The sequence below is a fragment of the endosymbiont of Galathealinum brachiosum genome (assembly GCA_003349885.1).
Classification (GTDB): Bacteria; Pseudomonadota; Gammaproteobacteria; order SZUA-229; family SZUA-229; genus SZUA-229.
On sequence record QFXC01000008.1, the window covers coordinates 182,565 to 206,141 of the forward strand.

At 35.8% G+C, this 23,577-nt stretch carries 19 protein-coding genes; 8 read left to right on the forward strand and 11 right to left on the reverse strand.

Going from position 1 to position 23,577, the window contains the following annotated elements:
• The first annotated feature begins 169 nt into the window (after positions 1-169).
• From DIZ80_06855 to DIZ80_06890, 8 genes are all read left to right on the forward strand, one after another.
• Entirely contained in the window at positions 170-2,239 is a 2,070-nt protein-coding gene (locus DIZ80_06855; protein ID RDH83848.1) for a hypothetical protein, read from the forward strand.
• Positions 2,240-3,169 carry a hypothetical protein gene (locus DIZ80_06860; protein RDH83849.1) on the forward strand — a complete coding sequence of 310 codons (930 nt, stop codon included), beginning with the start codon at positions 2,240-2,242 and terminating at the stop codon, positions 3,167-3,169.
• On the forward strand, positions 3,151-4,206 hold the full coding sequence (locus tag DIZ80_06865) for a hypothetical protein (GenBank protein ID RDH83850.1): 1,056 nt from the start codon (positions 3,151-3,153) through the stop codon (positions 4,204-4,206). Before DIZ80_06860 ends, DIZ80_06865 begins: the two co-directional genes overlap by 19 nt.
• Before the next feature lie 136 nt (positions 4,207-4,342).
• A complete protein-coding gene (locus tag DIZ80_06870) occupies positions 4,343-6,088 on the forward strand; it encodes a hypothetical protein (GenBank protein RDH83851.1) in 1,746 nt (581 codons plus the stop codon).
• Positions 6,089-6,274: 186 nt separating this feature from the next.
• Entirely contained in the window at positions 6,275-7,711 is a 1,437-nt protein-coding gene (locus tag DIZ80_06875) for a hypothetical protein (protein RDH83852.1), read from the forward strand.
• Positions 7,711-10,515 carry a hypothetical protein gene (locus DIZ80_06880; protein RDH83853.1) on the forward strand — a complete coding sequence of 935 codons (2,805 nt, stop codon included), beginning with the start codon at positions 7,711-7,713 and terminating at the stop codon, positions 10,513-10,515. The genes DIZ80_06875 and DIZ80_06880 overlap by 1 nt, the downstream gene beginning before the upstream one ends.
• Positions 10,516-10,560: 45 nt before the next feature.
• Positions 10,561-11,181 carry a hypothetical protein gene (locus tag DIZ80_06885; GenBank protein RDH83854.1) on the forward strand — a complete coding sequence of 207 codons (621 nt, stop codon included), beginning with the start codon at positions 10,561-10,563 and terminating at the stop codon, positions 11,179-11,181.
• Positions 11,174-11,407 carry a hypothetical protein gene (locus DIZ80_06890; GenBank protein ID RDH83855.1) on the forward strand — a complete coding sequence of 78 codons (234 nt, stop codon included), beginning with the start codon at positions 11,174-11,176 and terminating at the stop codon, positions 11,405-11,407. The genes DIZ80_06885 and DIZ80_06890 overlap by 8 nt, the downstream gene beginning before the upstream one ends.
• Before the next feature lie 78 nt (positions 11,408-11,485).
• On the opposite strand, the gene DIZ80_06895 is transcribed toward DIZ80_06890, so the two are convergent.
• The 11 genes from DIZ80_06895 to DIZ80_06945 all read right to left on the reverse strand — a co-directional run bounded on the left by DIZ80_06895 (position 11,486) and on the right by DIZ80_06945 (position 23,395).
• Positions 11,486-11,770, reverse strand: a complete 285-nt coding sequence (locus tag DIZ80_06895) for a hypothetical protein (protein ID RDH83856.1) — start codon at positions 11,768-11,770, stop codon at positions 11,486-11,488.
• 68 nt (positions 11,771-11,838) lie between these two features.
• The gene (locus DIZ80_06900; GenBank protein ID RDH83857.1) at positions 11,839-12,939 is read right to left on the reverse strand and encodes a hypothetical protein; all 1,101 of its coding nucleotides are present in this window, start codon (positions 12,937-12,939) and stop codon (positions 11,839-11,841) included.
• Positions 12,940-12,941: 2 nt separating this feature from the next.
• Positions 12,942-14,384, reverse strand: a complete 1,443-nt coding sequence (locus DIZ80_06905; GenBank protein RDH83858.1) for a hypothetical protein — start codon at positions 14,382-14,384, stop codon at positions 12,942-12,944.
• 14 nt (positions 14,385-14,398) lie between these two features.
• Positions 14,399-15,475, reverse strand: coding sequence for a hypothetical protein (locus DIZ80_06910; protein RDH83859.1), 1,077 nt, complete (start codon positions 15,473-15,475; stop codon positions 14,399-14,401).
• Complete coding sequence (locus DIZ80_06915; GenBank protein ID RDH84122.1) at positions 15,475-16,716, reverse strand: hypothetical protein; 1,242 nt, start codon at positions 16,714-16,716, stop codon at positions 15,475-15,477. The genes DIZ80_06910 and DIZ80_06915 overlap by 1 nt, the downstream gene beginning before the upstream one ends.
• An 87-nt stretch (positions 16,717-16,803) precedes the next feature.
• On the reverse strand, positions 16,804-17,184 hold the full coding sequence (locus DIZ80_06920; GenBank protein ID RDH83860.1) for a hypothetical protein: 381 nt from the start codon (positions 17,182-17,184) through the stop codon (positions 16,804-16,806).
• Between the two features lie 4 nt (positions 17,185-17,188).
• On the reverse strand, positions 17,189-18,187 hold the full coding sequence (locus DIZ80_06925; protein RDH83861.1) for a DUF2169 domain-containing protein: 999 nt from the start codon (positions 18,185-18,187) through the stop codon (positions 17,189-17,191).
• A gap of 152 nt (positions 18,188-18,339) precedes the next feature.
• Positions 18,340-18,849: a hypothetical protein gene (locus DIZ80_06930; protein RDH83862.1), complete on the reverse strand. Its 510-nt coding sequence runs from the start codon at positions 18,847-18,849 to the stop codon at positions 18,340-18,342.
• 11 nt (positions 18,850-18,860) lie between these two features.
• Entirely contained in the window at positions 18,861-20,798 is a 1,938-nt protein-coding gene (locus DIZ80_06935) for a type VI secretion system tip protein VgrG (protein RDH83863.1), read from the reverse strand.
• A gap of 140 nt (positions 20,799-20,938) precedes the next feature.
• Complete coding sequence (locus DIZ80_06940) at positions 20,939-21,421, reverse strand: hemolysin-coregulated protein (protein ID RDH83864.1); 483 nt, start codon at positions 21,419-21,421, stop codon at positions 20,939-20,941.
• A gap of 162 nt (positions 21,422-21,583) precedes the next feature.
• Positions 21,584-23,395: a hemolysin activator protein, HlyB family gene (locus tag DIZ80_06945; GenBank protein RDH83865.1), complete on the reverse strand. Its 1,812-nt coding sequence runs from the start codon at positions 23,393-23,395 to the stop codon at positions 21,584-21,586.
• Positions 23,396-23,577: the final 182 nt, after the last annotated feature.

Genomic DNA, 23,577 nt, shown 5'->3' on the forward strand with positions numbered 1-23,577 from the left:
CCTTTCGATCTAACATGTAAGAATAATAAGGCCTAAGTCTTTACAGCCAGAATAACAACTAGAAACTATTTACAGAATTAGACCTAATTCAATGAAATTACAGGCATTTTTGGTTATGATAAGCACACAAAAAAAATATCAATAAACCGCGATTTGAAACAGGGAAGCTATGTTAATTAACAGTCAGCTAGTAAAAGACCATTTCGGCCAATATTATAAGATACAAATCAGCAGAGACAAATCTGCCCCCTACGCTATTAAGGCTGAACAATTTAGTAACAACATTCAGGCTGCTCAATTTATAAACAACCTGAAAGCCCCCATCAGCTTCTGGTCAAAAATCTACAATTCAGAAGCTCTGGTTGTTCAACCGGTAAAAAACCAGTATCAGTTAATCAATGCGCTGGCTGAGTTATTCAGTATAGGTAAAATAAAAGCATTTAAAATGGATGCTACTGCTCTTTCTGAAAGCTCACCTGAAAAAAGAACCGTTAAAGATAAGAACAAAAATACTCATACTTTCACCTCGGCTACCAGTTTATTAATAAGTAAACCCAGAGAAGTTAAAACATTTTCTGATAAAACAGAAGCAAAGAAATATCTTAAAGAATTATCACCTGATCGAGTTGAGTTACAAAATGTGGCTAAAGAACTCGACTTACCCGTAACAGATGCAGATGATGAGTTAGCAGGTTTGATAGCTGATGGTTTAGCAGCTGGCACGATTGTCGTAATTGTTGACAGGTATTCTGCTCCGCCTGCAAGTGCCTCGGATAGCGATACTTCTCTACATGAAGAAAAAGATGCTAGCTATGGTCCTGAAAGTAGTGCAGCAATTGTTGCCACACAAACTGATGAAGAAATCATATGTGAATTAACCAAATTTACAGCTAAGTGCAGTCATAATAGATCAGTTGATATGACTGATGATTCTGCTGGTATAATATTACTTGAGGTAGTCGCAAGCGAAACATACGAAAAAGACTTTGAAAAAATTACCGCTACAATAAAAGGTAACGCTCTTTGCGGCGAACACGTAGAAAGCAGTTCTTCTATTTCCCCTGAACCTGTATCAACTAAAAAAAGTTCCGCTAGTAATATTTATACATTATCTTGTGACAAATTTACCTCACCTTTACAAAACATCTGGTTACCATCTGTAAAACCTAAATCTTATAAAATATACCCGAATGCTCATCAAACATTTTCACCTTCAGCTATAGCGATTGATGTATACCCTAAAATAAAGTGGAACGGCGAACTCAGCTACTCCTTTGGTGGTAAGGAATCAAAACGAGCCGATAATAAAAATGAGCATAAAAACACCACCTCGAAATATACAGGAAAACTAGAACTTGAGTATGACGGAGAAAAACGAGATTTAGCAGCGGATTACAATGACAGCATCGATCAGATTTTAACCAAACTTAACTGGATCACTAAGAAAGTTGATAAGGTTCTAGACTATTTTGATGGCGGAGCCTCTATGACTCTGACTGTTGGCTGGCCAAATATAAAGATAACATATGCTACTGAGCTTAAAGAAGACGAAGGTAGCCGTGCAGTAATAAACGACTATAAACTCACACTAGGCGCTTCACCATTAATTGAAATTAAAGGCAGTGTAGATTTTTTCCCTGTTTTAATGAAATCCCTACCCGCCACTCATGGGATATACAAAGTCCTTGAGCAAGTTAAAAAAGGCATAGGTAATGAAAAAGGCATTGCACACTTAGAGGGTGAAATAAAACTCGAACTCTCCGTTGGTAGTGGCTTACATGTTAATTTTGTTTCTTCTGGAACAAATGGACAGGAAAATAACAATAATAAAGTTGAATCTAAAATTGATATCCAGTTTCAGCTTGAAGGTAGCATAACTGCAAAAGGACACGCATGGGTTATCAAGTTTGAAAAATCATATAAAGTCGGTATTAAATCAGGGTTTGTAGGTAAAGTCATCGTAGATAAAGATGATGAAGGCTTCTATTGGTATTCCAGATTCTTATTTAATGGCCTGGTAATTTACTTCACTAAATATGACAAACTTGAAAAAGAAGTAAGCAACAGCAGCAGAAAATCTAAGAAATTTGGGGTAATTGATTCATTAACAACTCAGAGCACTAAAGAATGGGTCTGCATAAAACCCGATGCTGATGAAGAGGCCCCTTATGAAACACAAAGACTAGAAGGTCAAGCTGAGCTCGATGCATCAGACAAACACTACTTAATTAGATTTTAAATGAAAAAAAACTATCAAATACTTTTATTAATTACATTATTAACTTTGAGTTACACTGTTATGACTAAAACAAAATATAAAAAACCATACTACGGCATAAAACTTGATTTAGCTCAAGTAGGCGTTGACATTCGACTTAATGATATTCCCGTCTATTATGATGATGAAAAAGGACAATTAACTGTCGACTTGCCAGCTCCAAGCTCAGTTATAAATGGGAAAAACACACTCAAGATTATAGCTTTTCCACCGTATATTGATGATGAAAATAAAATGGACAAATTCCTTCCTGACTCAGTTGTTACTGCAACACTTTACGTTCAGGAAATCGACGACCCAGATAATAATAAAGAGATAATAACAAGCATATCAATTAAATTCTCCGATAACAGTACAGCTGAAATTATCAACACAAATGAAACAGAATACAACGAAGATCAAGTTGTATTACTACAAAACACTACAAGAGAAACAGTTGTATCTCGTTCAGTAGAGTTTGAAAGTGGGTTTCCAGACTGGGAATGGCAAGATGGAAAAAACATTGAAAATAATTCAGACAACTTCAACAGTCTAATGAATACTTACAAAAATATTCATACAATATTTACTGATAAAAACCAGTCAGAGGTTTTTAATATATATGACATACGAGCTAAAGAAATAGCTACTGCATATCACTTGGCAGACCCTAAGGAGGGTCATTTAAAAATAAGCACAGGATCAGACATGAATGATCCTAGCTTAGCACTACATGAATTTTGGACAGAAGGTATGAAACTTGAAATTATAGCTAATGGAAAAATGGCTAGAATCACTGATACGGACAAGGATCAACCTATACTATTTATAGATAAAGAAAGCGGAACATTACATCTTCATAAATTTAGTTTTTATAAGTCAAATAATGACGAATGGATCATGATTCGTTAATAACATCAGAAATGTCTGAAATATTCACATACAGCAGGTCAATTATAATACTACTATTCCCATTTGTAGTATTACACTACTATTCAGCGCATTATTATCATCTACCATTATGGAGTGTAGTTAAATGGTGGGGCTTGAATATAACAAAAGTAAATAATGCATTTCCGTTATTTTTAGGTTTGTTTTTTACATTACTAGTTAACTACCTTTCTGTATCTGGCCTGGTCAATATATTATCTCTATCTATCTCGAGTGAACAACAGGATCTTGTTTACCTGGGACATATGAATGAAAATAAAGCTGCATATTATGATAATGATGATTTATCCAAACAGGTAATTACAGGGTACGACACTGAAAAAGTATACAATTTTTCATTCAATGATCTCTATAGAAGTCAGACATTCTTAAAAGATGAAGGATCAGAAGGTGTAGGAACAAAAGCAAATCGACTACACATATTATCTTTTGTTTCATCTATTATTGGTGTTATTGCTTTTACTCTAACAACGATTATTATTTTCAATGTATTTATTCATACAGCATATACAGCAAACCCGACTGATGTGATTTTACCGACTAAAGATGCATTAAGTTCCTTTGATACAATTGCTCTTAACTTCAACTTTACACGAGGTGGGTATTTTTTATTAATGGGCGGCCTTATACTCACATGGCTTGGTTTCTCTATGGCCACCCCTAAAAACAATATATCAGAACCCCTATTTAATTTACCTGCATACATTACTACTAATAAAACCATAACCGGCATACCAAATGAGATACATATCCGCTACGTTAAAGAAAGAAGAACAACTGACTCAAATAGTTACGATACAGTCGATAGTGGTGAACGTTATGTAAATTTCGAATTCACAAAAGGATTTAATCATACTGTTTATGTAACTACATTAATCGACCTTGACACTCATGCTAATCAATTAGAAGAAATAAACCGTAATATTTCTTCTAATAATGCCATGACACTCTCATTAGATAAAGACCTTCACATCTCTATTCCGATTATTTCAAATTAAGATTAAATAACAAATAAAAACACTTCTATTTAACGTAAAATTAGACTAAATTTAATATAAAGAATTAAACACAATAAACATTACTTTAATATCAAATTACGATATTCAAAGGAAATTAGTATTTTAGGAGTTAGTAATGAAGTGCGTTATTCCAAGCTGTAGCGGTACTATAACAAATACAGAAAAAGGTGCTGTCTGCGGCACATGTGGAGCGACTAATATATTCGCTACACGTATATCCTCATCAAGCCCGAAAGTTAAAACGAAAAAACAGCAATCCACTCCCCCAAAACCCCGTATTCTTATTACCTATGATGGCTGGAAAGACCGTACATTTGTTGCCACTAATATTACAGGTCGCAGTAAACAGCTAAAGACTGTTGATTCTTATCTCAAAGCATATTTAGACAACCGCACCCCTACCAACTATCAGCCTCTTTTACAGTCTTTTGAAGCCTGGAAAAAAACCAAGGGCATTAGCTGGAAAAACAGTAGCAGAAATAAAAAAGGTGCTATTACTGAACTGGATGATTTTATCAAACAGGAAGCCATTGAAATGGGTAAATCAGCCTCACTCTCTGGTAACAGCATGGGTGAAGAGAACGAGGATGATCATCAACGACTTGGCGTACTCTATTTGCTGGGTAATACAAATATTAGCAATACACCTGAAGCTATCGCCAAACAGCTTTTTTCATCCGCTTTAAGTGTGGCAGGCGCAACGGGAATTACAAAACATACCCATGGATATATAAATGGTCTGGGTGGCAGAGCACCAACAGGTGTGCCAGGCGCCAGTGTACATGCGACCCCGGGCATACACGCATTTAATTCTAACTATAATAGCGCTTCAAGCCCGACTACCAGTAGCGGTTCATTTTTTGATCCTCATACAGCAAAAGCTTCGTCTAACTCAATGCATAACGGAATAGATAAAGTTAGAGATAAGGTTGCCACAAAAACAGTTGGTGCAGCAGCAGGTACACAAAATAAATCTGGAGCTAAAAATATTGATGCCAACCAGCCTGCATTAAACACCTGGAAAGACAAATTAAAAAAACTCCTTATGGATGTATGGGAATCACTGAAGTCTCTTCTAAAAACAGCTGCCGCCCAGGCAGCGAGAAGCGCAATTGAATATGGTATTACGTTAATTATAAAAGAGATCTTTAAGGTAGCTGTCCCTTTAGGTGGAGCCGCTGTTAAAACCATTGAAGGTGTATATAAAACGATTAAAGCGACTGTCATTAAATGGAAAGCGCGCGGACTTCTGAAAAAAGCCAAAATCAAAGCAGGTCATGCAAGCATCATGATTGCATCTATTTATTCTGAAATGACCAGTGATATCTGGAATGGCCTTAAAAGCACGCTAGCAGGTGTATTTGATGGAGCAATTCAACTAATGACAGCTGGTGCAGGTGTTATTGTTTCACTGGTTAGAGCAGGTATCACGGCTATTATTGATGTTGTTCAATTATTTGCTGATATATTCGGAGCAAAGAACATTCTTAAAAATGCCAATATATACTGGACCGAAAACGCGGACTTTCGTAATAGTGGCGGCACTAAAATAAAAGCCAATAAACTCATACACCGCAACCCTGTTCGGTTTAATACATGGTTTGGAGAAGTCTGTGGCGAATCACCGGCGCTAGCTGCACTGTGTTTGAATAGCGGTATATGCACCAACCTATACGCTATGTTAGATACTAGCGGCTCAGTCAAACAAAGTGATTTTGATAATACCAATAATGCTGTTTCTTATATTAAAAACCACGGTGTTAAATACCTTCAAAACAGCAAATTAAGCCTTAGCTCTAAAGATCCTCTGGTTGCACAGTCCATACGAAGGGTTATGAGCGGAAAGATGTTAGGCGCTTAAATAGCCTTACACAGTCGCTTTACATAGACTCACTGTATTCTGATTTTTTTAAAGTCAGAATACAGTGATCTACTCCCCTTTTAAACCTAGTGATATTTGCCAGAAAACCTCTCAAATGGTATATTTCGCTCTCTAAAAAAATATATATTACATAATAACTTATTGATTTTTCAGATATTAGAACCAATGTTGAATGAATGGATTAAAGATATGACCAACTGGTTCAAATACGATACAAAAGCAATCTGCCTGTTCTGTCTCTGCTTATTATTATCCTTACCGAGCTACTCAAATCAATCGACAATAATTAATAAAATTAAGTTGCTTGAAGACGACTTTAAAAGCCTTTCTTCTGAATTTTATCAGGATGCTTCAAGTTACTCAGATACTAGTCTGCAAAAAATCACTGATATAAACCTGTTACTCATTAAAGTAAACAAACTTAATGCGTCAAATAATTCCATTTCAGCAATACAGTTAATCTATTTTAATTTAGACATGGTTAAAGATAATCTCGACACAGAAGCTGTTTTCGATATTATGGAATTACTACTTGATAAAAACGAATGGAATCTGGCAAACAGCTTATTTAGAACAATTAAAGATGATGGCGATAAATCACTGTTAGCAACCGTACAATTTTTATTTGCTAAATACCATGCCCAGCGTAATGAATGGAACCAGGTTAATAAATTACTTGAAGGCAACTTTGCTGAATTATCTGAAGAGAATGCAGCTTATGCATACCTGCTTAATGGCTCTGCACTACAGCATCTCAAAAAACACCGTCAGGCGGTAAGTAATTACAACAAGATAAAGGCAACTTCACAATATTATAACTACGCACAACTAAATACGGCTATTGCCAATATACGCCAGGGCTGGTGGACAGATGCACAGTTGAAAATTCGAAGCCTGATAAAAGAGTATAATAAAAACAATGAAGATGAATTAACCAACCGCCTTTATTTAGTTTTAGGTTATGCTCTCTTACAACGTGAATATTATCGAGATGCACGTCAAGCATTTAGAAATATAGGCTTAAACAGTCGTTATACCAACAGGGCATTATTAGGCATCGGCCTGACCGCTACAAGTCAGGGTGATTATATTGGCGGTTTAAATGCACTCACGATATTGAAAGATAAAAAAACATTTGATCTATCTGTTGATGAATCCTACTTGCTCGTACCTTATATATACGAAAAATTACAGCAGGAAAACACGGTAACCAGTACATATTCTGAAGCAATGAGTTATTATCAAAAACGCATAAAGCTTCTTAATAACATATCAAATCGCCACTCTAATATTTTTTCATTAGAATATGATAAAAACACATCGAGTTTTATTATTCAGAACAACAGTCTGGATTACGGAAATAAATTCCCAGAATCATTTATTAAAAACTTTCATAAACTCAATGAATTAAATAAAGCCAGCTCAAATATAGAGATAAAAAATAAAATAACCGGTTTAACTAAAAAATATGATTCTATATTTCAGGAAATAATAAAAGACTTAACCTCTAAAAGAGAAGAATATTTAAAGAGTTACCTTAATCAATCAAGATATGGCCTTGCACGTCTATATGACAGCAGCAGCGAAGCGAGCGATCAATAATGCCGCACTTTAAAATAAGCCTGTCTATCACCGCTATGCTTTTACTAACAGCCTGTAATTTCGAAGACACACCGACAAGTCTCGCCGATATAGACGTTACCACACATCAGGAATCCAAAAGTAAAGTATTTATAAAACCTAAATCAGAAGAAGAAATACGTTCTGCTTATACCAAATATCTTGAAAATGCAGATGAAGATGATAGTAGCCGATTAGAAGCACTGAGTCGTCTTGCTGAACTGGAATTCAGTTATAGTGATAAATTATTACAAAAGCAGGAAAAGTTATCTCAGGATCAGAAAGATATTATTGATGATAGAGCGTTTAATTCAAGACTTAATAAAACAATTCTTCTTTTAATTACCTCACTCAGTGATTACCCGGAATCTAAAAATAACGACACCCTGCTCTACCAGTTAGCAAAAGCATATGATCAACGAGGTGACCATCAGGAATCAGTAGATTCCCTGACTAAACTGGTTGAACAGTACCCTAAGAGCCCTTTTTATGCAGAAGCTCAATTCAGAATTGCTGAAGATGCATTTTCTTATCAGGATTACAGCACAGCTGAGTTTTCATATACTGAAGTTATTACCGCCAAAGACAATGAAGTTTTCTACGAGAAATCTTTATTTAAACGCGGCTGGTCTAGATTCAAGCAACAATATTACACCGATGCTGTTGATGACTTTCTACAGGCTGTTTTAGAACATAAATTCGATGAGTTTGAAAAGCTGGATAAATCAGAAAAAGAGCAGTTTAATGAATATTTCAGAGCAGTAGGTCTCGCCTTCTCATACTTAGGGGGATCAGAACCATTAGATGAGTACTTTAGAGACCAGCCTGATTTTATATACACCTACCATACCTATTCAATGGTTAGCGAGATATACCTGAAACAGGAACGATACTCTGATGCGGTTGATACACACAGACAATTTATAAAGCTCTATCCTAAATCAAATAATATCCCATATTCCCATTTGAAAATAATTGAAATATGGAAGAATAGCGGCTTTACTAACAAGGTTTACCATGCCATAGAAGGATTTTATATTCAGTACAACCCTTCAAGCATTTACTGGAAAAACCAGAATGAAAATTCCAGCATTAATAGAGCCATAAGGCGATCATTAAAAGAGTATGTTGTATTAATGACGGGACATTATCACAATAAATTTCAAAAGACTGCAAAAACGGCTGACTACAAATCTACTGAACTTTGGTATAAACGATATTTAAAACATTACAGCGCATATGCTCAGAAAGATAATATATACTTTCTATATGCCGAATTATTATCTCAAAAACATAGATATAAAGAAGCACTTAAATTTTATGAGCTTGCAGCCTATGACAATGAATTAATAACCAATAAAAAGGCCGCTTATGCCACAATCATCATTAGCGATAAATTATTAAGTAAAAACACTAAAAACAAGACACATCTAAATAAACACATTAGTTATGCTTTAAAATACGCACAGAAATACCCGAGCAACAAGAAAACACATCAGGTAATTTTACACGCAGCTGAATTAGCATATAAATCAGCAAACTATAAAGCAACTATTGAATTAGCTGATATTTTTATTACTAACAACCAGAAACGAAATAACTCATACATAATTAGCCTTAAAGCCGAATCATATTTCAAGCTTAAAGATCACGCTGAATCCGAAACATTATATTCCGGCTTAGTACTATCAAATAAACTATCTACAAAGCAAAAGAAGAAATATACTGACAGACTGGCACTGTCAATTTACAAGCAAGGTGAATTAGCACAAAGCAATAAAGACAGCCCTCAGGCTATTAAACATTTTTCAAGAATATCAACTATTGCAGCGAGTTCAGCTATCGCTGCAACCGGTCTTTATGATTCAATTGCACTGAATATGCAACACAAGCAGTGGAAAAGTGCGATCAGTGACATAAAACGTTTTCAGAAATTATACCCTCGAAACAAACTACAAACAGATGTATCCAAAAAACTTTCCGTGGCCTATCTTAGCTCCAACCAGGGAATTAAGGCTGCAGCCGAGTTTGAAAAAATATCATCCATGGGTGGAAACGTTGCGTTGATGTCAGCAGCGTTATGGCAGGCCGCTGAGCTGTATGAAGAGAAAAACAAACTGAATAATGCTATTCGCTCATATGAAGAATATAGCCGTAAATTTAAGAAACCCTATCCTCAATATATTGAAGCGATGTACAAACTGACTGAATTATATACAAAAAAAGGCTCTATAAGTAAAGCAAACAAATGGCGTAAAAATATTATCAAGTCAGATAAAGCAGCTTTGAATAACGTTAAAACAGAAAGAACAAAATACATTACTTCATTTGCTAATCTGGGGCTTGCGCGAAGTGAAAAAGCACGCTTTGATAGATTAAAATTAACCCTGCCTTTAAAACGCACTTTGAGAAAGAAAAAATCTGCAATGCAGAGCTCGGTTAAGTTTTATGGTAATGCATCGAAATACAAGATATATGAAGCTGCTACTGAGGCAACTTACTCTATTGCCCTCATATACAAAGACTTCAGTATTTCATTACTCGAATCAGATAGGCCGACAAAACTTAACGCAGAAGAACTGGACCAATATGAAATTTTATTAGAAGATCAGGCCTTTCCATTTGAAGACAAATCAATTGAGTTCTTTGAGATCAACCTTTCACGCGTTAAGGATGGTCATTATAATAGCTGGATTAAAAAGAGCCGTGATCAGTTAATCGATCTTTTCCCGACACGTTACAATAGAGCTCCAAAAATGGATAATTACATCAATGTATTACATTAATGAAGACTCTATCTCACTGAACTTTTATAGGGTTTTAAAATTCTGATGGTACTCTTAAAAGCCATAGCTGATTCATCCCTGGTTAGAGTATTGACTATATTATCAATACTCAGTCTTGCTTCCTGCTCACAGGAACAGGTTAAATCTGACAAACAAACTCAAACAGATATAACTACGAATAAATCAGTTTCAAAAGCTGATCGAGAAAAATATCGAGACGGAATCACTGCTTTATATAACAATGATTTAACTAATGCTCAACGAATCTTCAATGAATTCATACGAAACAAACCACAACTAGCTGGTGCTTATACCAACCTTGCCCTGGTTCATTTCAAGAAAAAAGAATATGATAAATCTATAAAATTAGTAAATAAAGCCCTTAAGCTAAATAACAAACAGACTCAGGCATTAAATCTTAGAGCACAACTATATGTAATAGATGGTAAAATTCATAAAGCAAAAGATGACTACCTTTTAGCTATACAGATAAAACCTGAATATACAATCGCACAATATAATCTCGCCTTGCTTTATGATATCTATCTTCAGGAAATCGAACTAGCGATAAAACATTACAAATTATATATGTCGTTATTAAAAAAACCAGATGAAGCTACTAAAGAATGGATAACACACTTAGAGGGAACTCTAAAAAATGATTAAGAGCATCCTTATTTTATTCTTAATAGCATTTTCAACATTATGTTATGCCGAAGATACAATTGAGTTGAGAACTACTACCATCAAGGGAAATAAAGAGCTACCTAAAATACTCTACGTTGTTCCATGGAAAGACATTAAAAGAACTAAGAAAGCAGAAAGAAAACTAGTGTTACATAGTTTGTTTGGCGATTTATTTGATCCAGTTTTGCCACAACAGACTAAATAAGATCTTAATCAAATAAACAACTGGGCTCATATCGAAACAACAGAGCTTGCAATAAACCTGCTATCATTACAAAGATTTTTAATTAAAAAAATACGCCTTTATGTAATGAAACATTAAAAACAATAATAGCAATAACACGAACGCTATTGCCACATCTTTAAATACATCCACTTTATCCAAAATCATACGGCCTGACGAATTAGGCTTTCCTACATTTTGCATCATATACATAGCCCAGGCATAATAAACAGAACCAAAAAATGAAAAAATAACAACGGGCACTAAACCATAATATGAAATCGAAAAAAATGCTGCTATCAAAATAACTAAAGGCACAACAATTAATAATAAAATCAAATCCATATTTAACACCTAAATAAAAGTCATCTGTATATTGTGAATATTAAAATCACTAATTTATGCTTTCTTATCTATTCTGTATCTTTTGGACCTGCATTTTCATAACGCATTCCACCTGGTTTCCAGGTTTTTATTTTTGTTTTTTTAAGCTCAATACTATTTTTATCATTACTCAACCAGATAGTAAAATCATAATTTTTATCCGGCTCCATTCTAAACTCCATTTCAATTGATTTATTATCCTTACCCAGAACATCAAAAGCTGAAAATATCTCTACCTCATCGAAAAAGACATCAATACTTAAATCGTTAATTAAATAACCAGTTCTATTCCAGATAAGATTTATTTCATCAGGCACAGCTAATGCCTTCCCTTTATAATCGTCACTCAACGGTATATTCAAATAATCTTTTTCGCCATTATAATAATGAATATGTTTTATTACATCGTCACGAAACTTGATACCATTTAAAACTGGCTTCCATATATAACGTGCTTTACTGTATGCCTTCCATTTTCCGTATGGTATACCATTTTCATTATAAAATGCTAATTGTTCTGGGCTACGCTGTTCATATTCAATTACTTCCTTTATATAATCGTCACGATCAACTTCGGGACTATCTATAACCCACTTCCAGTCACCTTGAATTTTATCTGCCTGCCCATGAAAAACTTCGATTCTACGCTCAATCGCATTCAACCAGACAGACACACCACCATCCGGTGTTGTACCAACAATAAATTTATCAAATGTAATTTCTTCTTCATCAACAAAACTATAATGTTTATTTTTAAACAGAGCTTCAATCCTTTCTAAAGGCAACTCAAACTCACCTTGATAAAACTGATCTTCCATATAAGAATAAAAAGTTAGTTTAAGTTTATTTGGTAATGGAGACCCATCACTATCAAGCACATGTGAAGACCGCCAGTCTCCCCACCCTCCAGCAAAAACAGTCATATTAGGCACATACAGGGAACCACTGCCATCATGATAATATAATGCACCTGAAATTATCTGCATGGGAAAATACAAAGGAGCACTTTCACTAGCTTGATATTCATATTTTGTAATTGAAGACATGCTTAAGCCTATACCCTGTGTTATAACTCCAATCAATAACATGATATAGATTAGAGGTTTTAATAATATTTTATTTCTGGTCATTTTTATCCACGCAATACAAGACGAGTACGCTTACCATTTTTAATACGCGGCGAGAGACCTATAGAATAATGAGCAGAAAAATGAAAACAATCATGCCTCAGGTCTTTTAACCACTGACTTGTATCATTGAGCCAATCATCAGCTTTTGAAGTATATGTACTTGCACTTTCTGGTACTTTCTTGTTCTTAGAAAAGTATTTTTTGATATTACTTTCTGCTTTACTTAAAGTACCTGGTACTTTTTCAGCTGATTTTAAAGCTGGTTTAAACTTAATTTCACTCTCAACAGCCTGATCAGCCATTATTTGAAGTGGAATTCGACTATATTGATTACTAACTTTAGCTTTACCTGCATAAAGAGTTGCATACTTAGTTTTTAAACCCTTATTGAGACGACGTCGTGTTCTAGTTTTTATTTCAATCTCATCTTCCGTATACCAACCTGTATCGATTAATCGCTTTTTCTCTGCTATCGCTTTTTCTTCACTATCATTACCTTTAGCCCAAAATAGCTTTAGCAATTTTTCACCACCGTCTAAACCGTCTGGTGAGTTATCTCTATAACTACCTCCAACATCTGAGTGAACACCCGGAAGATAAACCTGTATTCCCTTTGATTTAGCACTTTGAATATCTGTTAAAGAGAATTTCTCTCGATGCTCATCAGCTGCCGCTAAATGCACAACCTGCTCTACAAAACTAACTGAATCAAGCTTAAGTGCCGGTGTATCATTCGTAAAAGAAAGGCCATGAGAAGAAACAGTGTCAAACAGGCCTGCAAATTTAAACTCTACTTTTTTTACTTTGTATCCTGAGTCCTCTAACTGCTCTTTAACTGACTTACCATCAAGTAAAGCTTTGTAGATAAAGTATCTTGCACCAGCTGCACCCCTGCTAAAACCAAATGTATCTAATGTCAACAATTCAATTATTACAGCTTTATCACTATGCTTTGCTTTAATTCCTTTAACTACTTCATCAACACCTTTAACTACTTTTTTCTTCACTCCTGAACAACCAACACCCAGAGCATAACCAAACATTTTGTCTTTTTTTGAATCACGAGTACCAGCACCTTCAATATATGAAGCAAAACCCAGATCATAAGGAGCCTGAGGCGCCGTATCAATATGACGTTCTAATTTTACAATATTCGTATAACCATTCTCGAAACTATCTACATCTGCCAATTCATTATAAACATTTTGTGCCCAGGTCAACTCATCTATAGACATGTTATTTTTAAGATTTTCTGATGTTTTTTTCTCTTCCGCCGTTAAATCCTTAGAATCGGCAGAGACAAGTCGAGCATCAATATTTGCTTTATTATTTAAAGTACCATCAAAAAAGACACTATAACGAATTTTAACAGACTTTATTTCCTCTTCTTTTTCTTCCGGCTTATCGACCGTAGGAATTGATACACCCTCGCCTAATTGTGTCATTACTTAACTCTCCATTAATTAGGTAAATTAATTTTACTTACCACGACAGATGCTCGCCATTCGTTATCTGATGAAGTATAAACAAGATGATTATTTTCTGCTTTATTTTTCATTAACTGACTAGCAGATAAAGCGAGTAGAACTGAACCGGTTGCAGCTCCTAAATCACCATAACAGTCTGCAGGATGCTCAGTTGTGACATTTTCATGAAAGTGCTTTTTATTTCGCATCATGGCAACACCATTTTCTTTTGCCCAGAAACTTTCACCATTCATACTCGAATAAACTCTAGTTATGGGAAATTTATTTGATAAAAGAGCATTTTTAAATGATTTATCTAAACCATCACCTCGATATATTTCTTCACTTTTAAAATGCCCTGCTTCCTGAGCTATACCAGGTGTATTGAGTGATATAACTTTATTATCAACGTTTAATGCAGCACTAGCCTGCTTTGTTACTAACAGGAAACCGGCAGCTTCCCCTGGAACAAACCCGTCCATAGAACCCGTTGAATTTAACCGCTGCTCTTTATCAAAATACTGTAAAACAGGATATTCTAAATAACAATCTGCTCCACCTATAACGACATAATCCTGACCCATCTCATATAAATATCTCTGCGCTAATTCTATAGACTGTATAACACCTGCACGACCTGTCGCAATACTTCTAATCTGTGTGGGATCGATTGGAATATCATCCTGATTAAGAATATTTTTAGTTAGTAAATTAAGCGGTATAGTTTCAACTGAAGGATTACTTTCTGGCATTGACAATATTAGAGGTACAGGTTTTGTTATATCAGCCTGAGAGAACGTTTCTCGTAAAGCTATAATACTCATTTTAATTATATGATCATAAACCTCACCATATAAATCCCCTTCATCAATATCATTTTCAAAAGAGTTAAATATTTCTTCAGGGATAATAGCTGTCGTAATTGGCTGTTGATTATCTGTAAAGTATTCTGATAACTGATAAGCACTTATATCTGCATTAACGGCTGCAACAGTTTTTTCGACACTATCACCAAGCGGTGTTATTACACCCATTCCAGCTATATAAACATTCTGTTTATTATTACTCATCACTCACCTGTTACCGACAATCTAGCTCGCATATTCTGCATAGGTATTTCACTATTTGTAAGCGCTAACTCAAGTGCTGCAGCATGCCTTTGCCTTTGATTACCATTGCGCATAGTAGTTTGTAAGTTTTCTGAAGATAGACCCTGCCCTAGAAAATAACGTTGACCAGTTACGAATCGGTTACCATTATTCATCCATAATGAAGATACTTTTTCATAATCAGGCCAGGGAAGATTTTCATCTTCATCAAGACTTATATCATCATCACCTTCAAGGTCGTTAGGTTGAACTATGAGATGTTGTCGATCTTCACCTGTTAATTCATTTTTAATCAGGTCAATTCCAGTAATAAATGTGAATGACTGAGCGGCTAACCTGGCGTTAACTATTTCTTTCATTTTTAAAATTAACCAGTTTACTGCGTGTGGATCACCCAGAATGCCTGTAGCCTGTATTACCGTTCTAGTTTGTGCTTTATCATTAGATAATCTGGAAATCCATTCTCTTGCCTGTTCAATTGGAAGAACTCTAAACGCAATATTAATAGCATGATGCTGGTTAGGGTTAGTAGTGAGCACATATGGCTCAAGTTGACTAACAAGCTGATGATGACCAAGTAAGATAGCTGACCATAAAGCCCAGAATTTTATTTCTTCATTATCATGAGCTATAGCATCAGTAAGATGCTGCATAAGATCCTGGCGCCTTAACTCTCCTATTATGCGCAGAGCACGTGCATAAAGTTTTATATGCTGTTTACAGTCATCTCTTTCAAGTATACGGTTTAGATATTCTGATGGATTTTCACGTCTGATACTGCAGGCACAAAGGGCAAGGTATTTATGATTTAAATCTTTACTGGTAAAAAACTTTTTAACCCATGGATGAATGAGCTTTCCTGGCAACCACCCTAATGCAGATATTAATCCTTTTTCTGCGTCTTTATTACTTAATCCTACTTTAACTACCTGTTGTATTTTTTCCATATCATGACTTTTAAAAGCCACGATAGTTGCGGTAAACACCTCACCTGGTTCTTCTAACTCCAATGCTGTTAAACATGATTCCCATGCATCATCCAGCGCCGTCAATAAACCATCAAGTTGCGCCTGAATTCTATTTTCCAACGCGAGTATTTCATCACTATTGTAATGTGGTTGCTCAACCGCAATAGACCGTAGAAGCCAAAGAAAAGAAGCTTCCACAACGTATTGGTCATAGATATCTTGATATGCATTCACAATAGTGTTGTTTACTGTAGGTATTTCATTTTTTAATTGGGCTTGTGCCATGTTAAGGGGCTTGTAATAATATATTTATTATTAACACTATCCCATTATATTCTTTTTATTATGAAATAGTGGATCACCCATGCGGCAAACATTTTTACCTTCGAACTTAACATCAAAAGAATACATCATAAATTCGCATTCGCCTTTAGTGCAACCACTTACAACCCCACCAACAGATCCGGCCTCGTCACCTGTACTCATTGAATACTTGGCTCCTTTTACCATTGGCATTTTGCCATCAGTTTTAACTGATTTAGCCCCTGCCGTAGTATCTGATGCTTTGCCGATATTTGGATAGGGAATAGGAACAGGCCCACCCGGAGTTGGTGTTTTACAAACATCGGGGAAAACCACGCTCAAACCACCACTACCCTTATGGGCAATGCCTCGTGCATTTGCAAATGTCGTTTGTCCCATTGCTCTATCCTTTTCTCATCATATTGATGTTGATATTATCAATTTTCAGTGCTTTTTTATCACACTGAAATGCTGCTCGCCAGGTCATGCTTAACTGTAATAAGTTTGGCTCTAACAATAAAGTTTCGAGATTAAACTCTGGCTGAAATTGATCATTTTTTATCTGTATTTCTGACGTCAGTTTAATAGTAGGCAACTGACACTGTATTACACCTGCGGGATGCATATTAATAATTTCGATTGCTTCCCCACCCTGCAAATAGCCGGGATATATTAAATCTTTATGTGCCGAATTACAGAATCGTTTATTAAAATCTAAAGGCAAATAGGGAGCCCTGTGATTTTCCCATTGCTCATCATAAGTGCCCGCATATTGAACTCTGGGTTTCCAGGATGCAGAACTTGATGAAAAACAAACAGGTTCTGGTTGATCCTGTACCTGCTGTATTAAATCATTCGGATCTTCAAGATTTGGTAAGAGCTGACCATCCATCTGTTGCATAGACTGATGCTTATTAAAACCCAGGCCTAATGGATTTTCTTCACTCGTAACAGGTTCTTCAGTATTACTGCTATCAGTTCCACCATATGCCTTTTCATACATCATAGACATCGTTTCAAATGGTTCAGGCTGTGTTATCTGTCCATTATTCCATTGTCTGTTACCAAAAACTCTAATTGTTTTTGCTACATTTCCAACGCTGACACTCGCGTCTAACTGCTGAACCGCCTGCCTGTCTTTAACACAGGCTTTACCCAACATAATAATATCCGTTGCTGCTTTTCCAATATGCATATCAGACGCATATTTAAGGCTACTCTCATTCGGTTCGCCGAAATATTGATCCTCATCAACGGGTGGAATTTGTTCTTCACAAAGTGTCCAGCTCTTTCCAATATTAAAACTTGCTCTAACCATTAGATAAAGCGTATCTATGCCTTGTTCATCTGGAAACAATGCCATCTTTGTCGCAAAGGGTGTATTGTTAGTTAGCTGTAGCATAGTTTTTTATCTGATACCTATATAACACTTCAGTTTCTTTTTAATCAATATTTACCTGATGATAAAAATTTGTTTTATGTATAGAGTTTTAATAGTCTGAATTTTTATTACAGCGTCATTTAAATAAAAGCCAATGGAACAATTTAGATAAATTAATTTACCTGAACTGAACCACCCATAATTCGATTAACACCACTTGAACGATTTAACAGATATTTACCCCTGATTAATATTTTACCTGCCTTAGTTAAGGTAATACTTGCTTCTCCACATTTAAGAACTATCTCTTCTTTACCTTCAATTACTACTCGTTTCCCATCAACCAGTGCATCACCAATATCAGTCTCTGCCTCAGGTGTATCTTGCGACAATTCAAATGTTTCTAATACTGAATCTAAAGGCGAATGAATCAGACCCATAATAACCGGCTGCTTAAAATCACCACCATTAAATAATATCGCGACCTGACGTGAAATATGCTGCTTTGTAATAGAGACAGTTGAAAGCGCTTTTATAGCGACATCCTCAGGATTATCAGGAAAATCAACCAAAGCTGCACCCTGATCATCAATCTCTTTAACTGTACCAATAAATACAGTACCTGACTCTGGTGCTATTTTAGTTTCTACTATTTCATCGTGAGATGTTAAAAAATCATTCACTACATTAACACCTAGTTAGTTGATACTTTGCTACCTTTAATGGTAACCGAACTTGAGGCTTTTACATTGATCTTTCCAGAACCCTGTACCGTAATATTTTTACCTTTAATGGTAATCGTACCGTCTTTTTTCATGGTAATAGAAGCTGAACCAGTTTTTAAAACAATTGAATCACCTGCGTCAATGGAGATATTTTTTCCAACAGTAAGATCCATATCTTTACCAATTGCCTCATCATGACTTTCACCAATAGTAAGGCTTTTGTTTTTGGCGATTTCTTCACTATGATCTTCACCAACAGAAATTGTTTTGTTACTACCAATGCTTTCAGACTGATTCTTACCTACCGACTTTGTTCTATTATTACCGATGGACGATGATTCATCATTTCCAATGGTTTTGCTACGGTCGTGATCTATAGAATGCGTTTCATCATTCTCAACTTCCGTATCCAGATTTTTTTCTGCGTGAACATAAATTTGTTCTGAATCCTTTAAATCATCAAAACGTAATTCATTACAGTTAGCAGATGACCCTTTTTTACTCGATCGTGTACGTATTCCACTTTGTGTTTTAGATGAAAACGGAGGTGCATTGTCACCGTTATATATTGAACCCGTCACTATGGGGCGATCAGGATCCCCATCTATGAAATTAACAATCACTTCCATACCAATACGCGGTATAAATGAAGTACCCCAACCTGCACCTGCCCATGATTGAATAACACTTATGTAACAGGTACTGGTTTCGTTATTTTTACCTTCACGATCCCAGTGAAACTGAACTTTGATACGACCTAATTCGTCAACATAAATTTCTTCACCTGAAGGTCCTACAACAACAGCAGACTGTGGTCCGCGCATAGTTGGCTTAAGATGTATAAGAGGCGGACGAAAATGTACTTTTTCCGGAATACAGGTCAGGTCATTACCATACTCAGACTGACTTTCATTCCCTGCAAGATAGCTATTATCATAAGCACGATGTCTGACAGCGGTGATTACATACGTACCCTGCTCTTCTTTTACCGCATGCTTTGATAATTTGAACTTTCCACCAGCATAAAAACTACTACAGTCACTGGATGCCTCTATTACATTTAATGGCGCTTCTTCAGCTTCAATACGTTTCTTTGTTAAATCTTTTAAACCAGCAAAATTATGATATGGCGTATATTCGTAATGTTCGTATTGAGCTACATTGGCAAACTTACTAGTTGATGCTGTCGTTTGAAACTGATTTTTTTGTGGCGATTTAAAATCATAATCATCTAAACTCCAACTACCTTTCTTAAACTCATAAACATGTTCCCAACGAGTTAGCTGAGTATTAGGTTGATTACCTTTCGAATAGGTTAAATCTGTTTCAGCACATACCTGATGCGCATTGGCAGCATCAACTATTTGCATCACATGCTTTCCGTTTTTCTGCTCGAAGAAATAAGAAACACCATCTTCTTCTAGCAAACGAGAAATAAAGTTTAAATCACTTTCATTATGTTGAACGCAATACTCACGCGGCTCTGAACTACCAGCGGCTTTATAATCAAAATCATTGAAACCCAGATCTCTGAAAATTTGAGAAATGATATCTTTTGTGGACATTTCCTGAAAAATTCGATGATTATTGGTCTTAGATAAAAACCATAACCAGGGCACCATCGTTAAATGATAAACACGTAAGTTATCCGATTTTATTTCGCCATAAGTAAAACGACTGATGAACCCGTTAAAGGTTCGCTTCTGATCATTCTGAATTGTAATATCAACAGTTTTGCCAATTAACTGATCTGGCTTTAGAGAATGATTACTTGATAACACTTCAATGTGAAATTCAAACAGATCAGAAATATATTCTGTACCTTCAAATGAAGTCAGTAATAACTCATCCTTGGGTAAAGGTGATGATATTGATATAAGTCGCGAGTCTTGAGTTAAATCACTCATAGAAAAAGAACCCTCGTAGCGAGGTTATTTGTAAAACCTCTTCCATGGGTAAAAAGAACCACATTGTTATTAGAATTTTTATATTACACCGGATTAATATTAACCCGGTGTAACAATTTTGCATTTTAGAATTTGCTAGCTTATAAAGGCTTAGCCATTTCCAGATCATAACCAACGCGTTGTGGGTTGCCAGACTTGTTAGTCTTATCGAAATCACTGTAGTTAATCATAATTTTTGAGTAACTAAGAGTAATGTTTTCAATTGGCTCGCCTTCTGAGTCAGCAGAGATTGAGTAACCGCTTACCAGTACGTCAGATAATTCGTAATCCATATATTCCTGAACCTTATCGGCACCAGTACGTACGAATTTGATTTTAACTGTCTTACCCGCATTACCCGTTACAGCTTCTTTAAAGATAGCCGTTACTGAGTTATCAGCTGCTTTTGTAAGTGTGATTTCACTTAGGCTTGGGCGAGTTGACTCACGATTCGTCATATTACCCGCTTCCATTGAAATACCACGTCCAACACCGAACTGAACTGCCATTACAGCAATGTGGTCTTTATAACCATCAGCAGTTACGTTTCCTTTGATACCATCATATTGAAGATAAATAGCCATTTAAATGTTCCCTTCTTTTTATAATTAATTATTTGATCGAATGTGTAACTGATAATAGATCATAAATTACGATCACGCAATGCAATTAATGTGAATATAATGTGATGTATTTCATATAGTTAGGGGGATAAAAAACTTATACACCAAATCCCTACAAGCGCTTTAGCGAAAACTATACTGAAAGTCGAAGACTAATTTGAAACTATCATCTGGAGCGTTAATTTCAGTGTCTGTAAATTTTTCACTCAGGGGAAAAGCCAACTGAATATTTCCATGTATATTGTTGGTATAGCCGAATTGAAAGCCAAAACCAGCATCTAATAACTGTCCTGTTTTGTCTTTTTCTGTATCAATTAATGAAATAACCTGTCCCCAGGCCGCATCCATAAAAACAAAAGGGCTGACTATATTACGTAAATTACTGACGCCTATTTTCATATCCATAAACCCGGGTGCATCAAAAATCCAGTCAACACCGCTATATACCGCATTATCAGAAGAAAACTGATTCACGGGGTAACCACGCACTCTAGATGGGCCAGCAAGTGAATACTGGTTAATTGAAGACAATGCAGAGCTGGCGTATTGCATTGAAGCACGATAAATAATTCGAGAATTTGCATCAAAAAACGGGACTTTTACAAAAGTAAGAAGTGAATAGTTTAAGTTTAGAATATTATAACTTTCATCCTGACCGTCTTCGAAACCCTTTACAAAATCCCCTGAGACCAGTCTTACATCACCCTGATGCAGTATTTTACTCTCTTCATCTAATATGTCGTACCTGAAAACAAATGACAGGTTTTTAACGATATCATCAAGTGACTCATCCCCCGGATCAACGTCACCAAGACGTGTTTGGGATTCAATGTCATCATAAATCAGATCACCATAATAACTTGCCGTACGAGATCGTTTAAAACTGTATGAGGCTGTAATATCGGATTGTATGGTTTTACCTATAATACCCAGACTATCAATTGTTTCAGAATTACCCGGCCCCAATACAAAGTCGTTTGATGATGCACCGATGCCCAGTTTAAACCTCGGGTTAAATACATAACTGCTATAACGAAACTGATAATAAGTAGTATTACTGGGTTTACCTGTTAATAAAGTAGAAACCTGTAGTTGATCACCATTACCCAGAGGATTATGTAATAACGCTTCACCGTATATTCGATAAAGCCCGGTCTGTTCAGAGCCATGATTATCAAAACGAAGATTAAGGTCGTAATTTTTTTCTGCTTTTACACCAATATTGAGTTTGGTATCACCCACCTGAGCACCAGGTTGAAAATAACCGGTTGAAACGACACCGGGATAATCATTAATGAGATACAAATTTTCTTCAACAGCAGAGCTGGTAACGGGAGATGCAAGCATATCATCGAATACAGATGACAGGATCTCGCTTGAATATAACTCGTTATCGCGAACCTCAACCTCACCCAATGTGCCAAGTAATAAAGTAAGCGTCACTATGCCATCTCTAACTTCCTGTCGAGGTATATAAGCCTTGGCTAAAATAAAACCCCGTTCGCGATAAAACTGAGTAATTCTATCGGCGACCGTCTCTATTGTACCTAATGTTATGCCTCGATTAGAACGCTGCTCCCGTATCAACCAGACCAGTTTTTGAACCTCAAGATCAGAAACATGGCGTTCCATGGTTTCTTCTTCTATTTCTATTAAAAGATCAGAAACCTCTTCAAGTTCTTTCTTTGTATAACCGGACTTTTCAACCTTATATTCCTGCATTAACTCAGAACGAATACTTTCTATCAAACCATCGATATCTTTCTTTGTTATTCCAAGCTCAGGATATTCAACAATCCCCTGTAACTTGAACTTTAAAACATTTAAACGAGGCCCGGATTCAGGGTCAGGGTCACGATCTCGAACACTGGGAACATCCAGGTCTTTAAGCATAGATTTACGCTCAAGCTCGGGCATTTCAGTAATATCGGGCATTTCGAGAAAACCAGCCCACGAACTAACCGGCAAACTAAAGACCAGTATTAAAATGCAAAAATATGTTGTAACCCTGTTTAACAAGTTCAGCCCTGATTATGTTTTAATACCCGAAGCCTGTTTCGGGGTTAAATATTTTATATGTTATTGAATGCCTCTAAATTCCAGATACAAGCATTGGA

Coding starts and splice junctions, on each gene's coding strand:
- DIZ80_06925 (RDH83861.1), bottom strand. CDS start 18,187: ATGCTACAGCTAACTAACAATACACCCTTTGCGACAAAGATGGCATTG.
- DIZ80_06865 (RDH83850.1), top strand. CDS start 3,151: ATGGATCATGATTCGTTAATAACATCAGAAATGTCTGAAATATTCACA.
- DIZ80_06870 (RDH83851.1), top strand. CDS start 4,343: ATGAAGTGCGTTATTCCAAGCTGTAGCGGTACTATAACAAATACAGAA.
- DIZ80_06885 (RDH83854.1), top strand. CDS start 10,561: ATGGTACTCTTAAAAGCCATAGCTGATTCATCCCTGGTTAGAGTATTG.
- DIZ80_06920 (RDH83860.1), bottom strand. CDS start 17,184: ATGGGACAAACGACATTTGCAAATGCACGAGGCATTGCCCATAAGGGT.
- DIZ80_06855 (RDH83848.1), top strand. CDS start 170: ATGTTAATTAACAGTCAGCTAGTAAAAGACCATTTCGGCCAATATTAT.
- DIZ80_06890 (RDH83855.1), top strand. CDS start 11,174: ATGATTAAGAGCATCCTTATTTTATTCTTAATAGCATTTTCAACATTA.
- DIZ80_06910 (RDH83859.1), bottom strand. CDS start 15,475: ATGAGTAATAATAAACAGAATGTTTATATAGCTGGAATGGGTGTAATA.
- DIZ80_06940 (RDH83864.1), bottom strand. CDS start 21,421: ATGGCTATTTATCTTCAATATGATGGTATCAAAGGAAACGTAACTGCT.
- DIZ80_06900 (RDH83857.1), bottom strand. CDS start 12,939: ATGACCAGAAATAAAATATTATTAAAACCTCTAATCTATATCATGTTA.
- DIZ80_06880 (RDH83853.1), top strand. CDS start 7,711: ATGCCGCACTTTAAAATAAGCCTGTCTATCACCGCTATGCTTTTACTA.
- DIZ80_06945 (RDH83865.1), bottom strand. CDS start 23,395: ATGCCCGATATTACTGAAATGCCCGAGCTTGAGCGTAAATCTATGCTT.
- DIZ80_06895 (RDH83856.1), bottom strand. CDS start 11,770: ATGGATTTGATTTTATTATTAATTGTTGTGCCTTTAGTTATTTTGATA.
- DIZ80_06875 (RDH83852.1), top strand. CDS start 6,275: ATGTTGAATGAATGGATTAAAGATATGACCAACTGGTTCAAATACGAT.
- DIZ80_06860 (RDH83849.1), top strand. CDS start 2,240: ATGAAAAAAAACTATCAAATACTTTTATTAATTACATTATTAACTTTG.
- DIZ80_06935 (RDH83863.1), bottom strand. CDS start 20,798: ATGAGTGATTTAACTCAAGACTCGCGACTTATATCAATATCATCACCT.
- DIZ80_06905 (RDH83858.1), bottom strand. CDS start 14,384: ATGACACAATTAGGCGAGGGTGTATCAATTCCTACGGTCGATAAGCCG.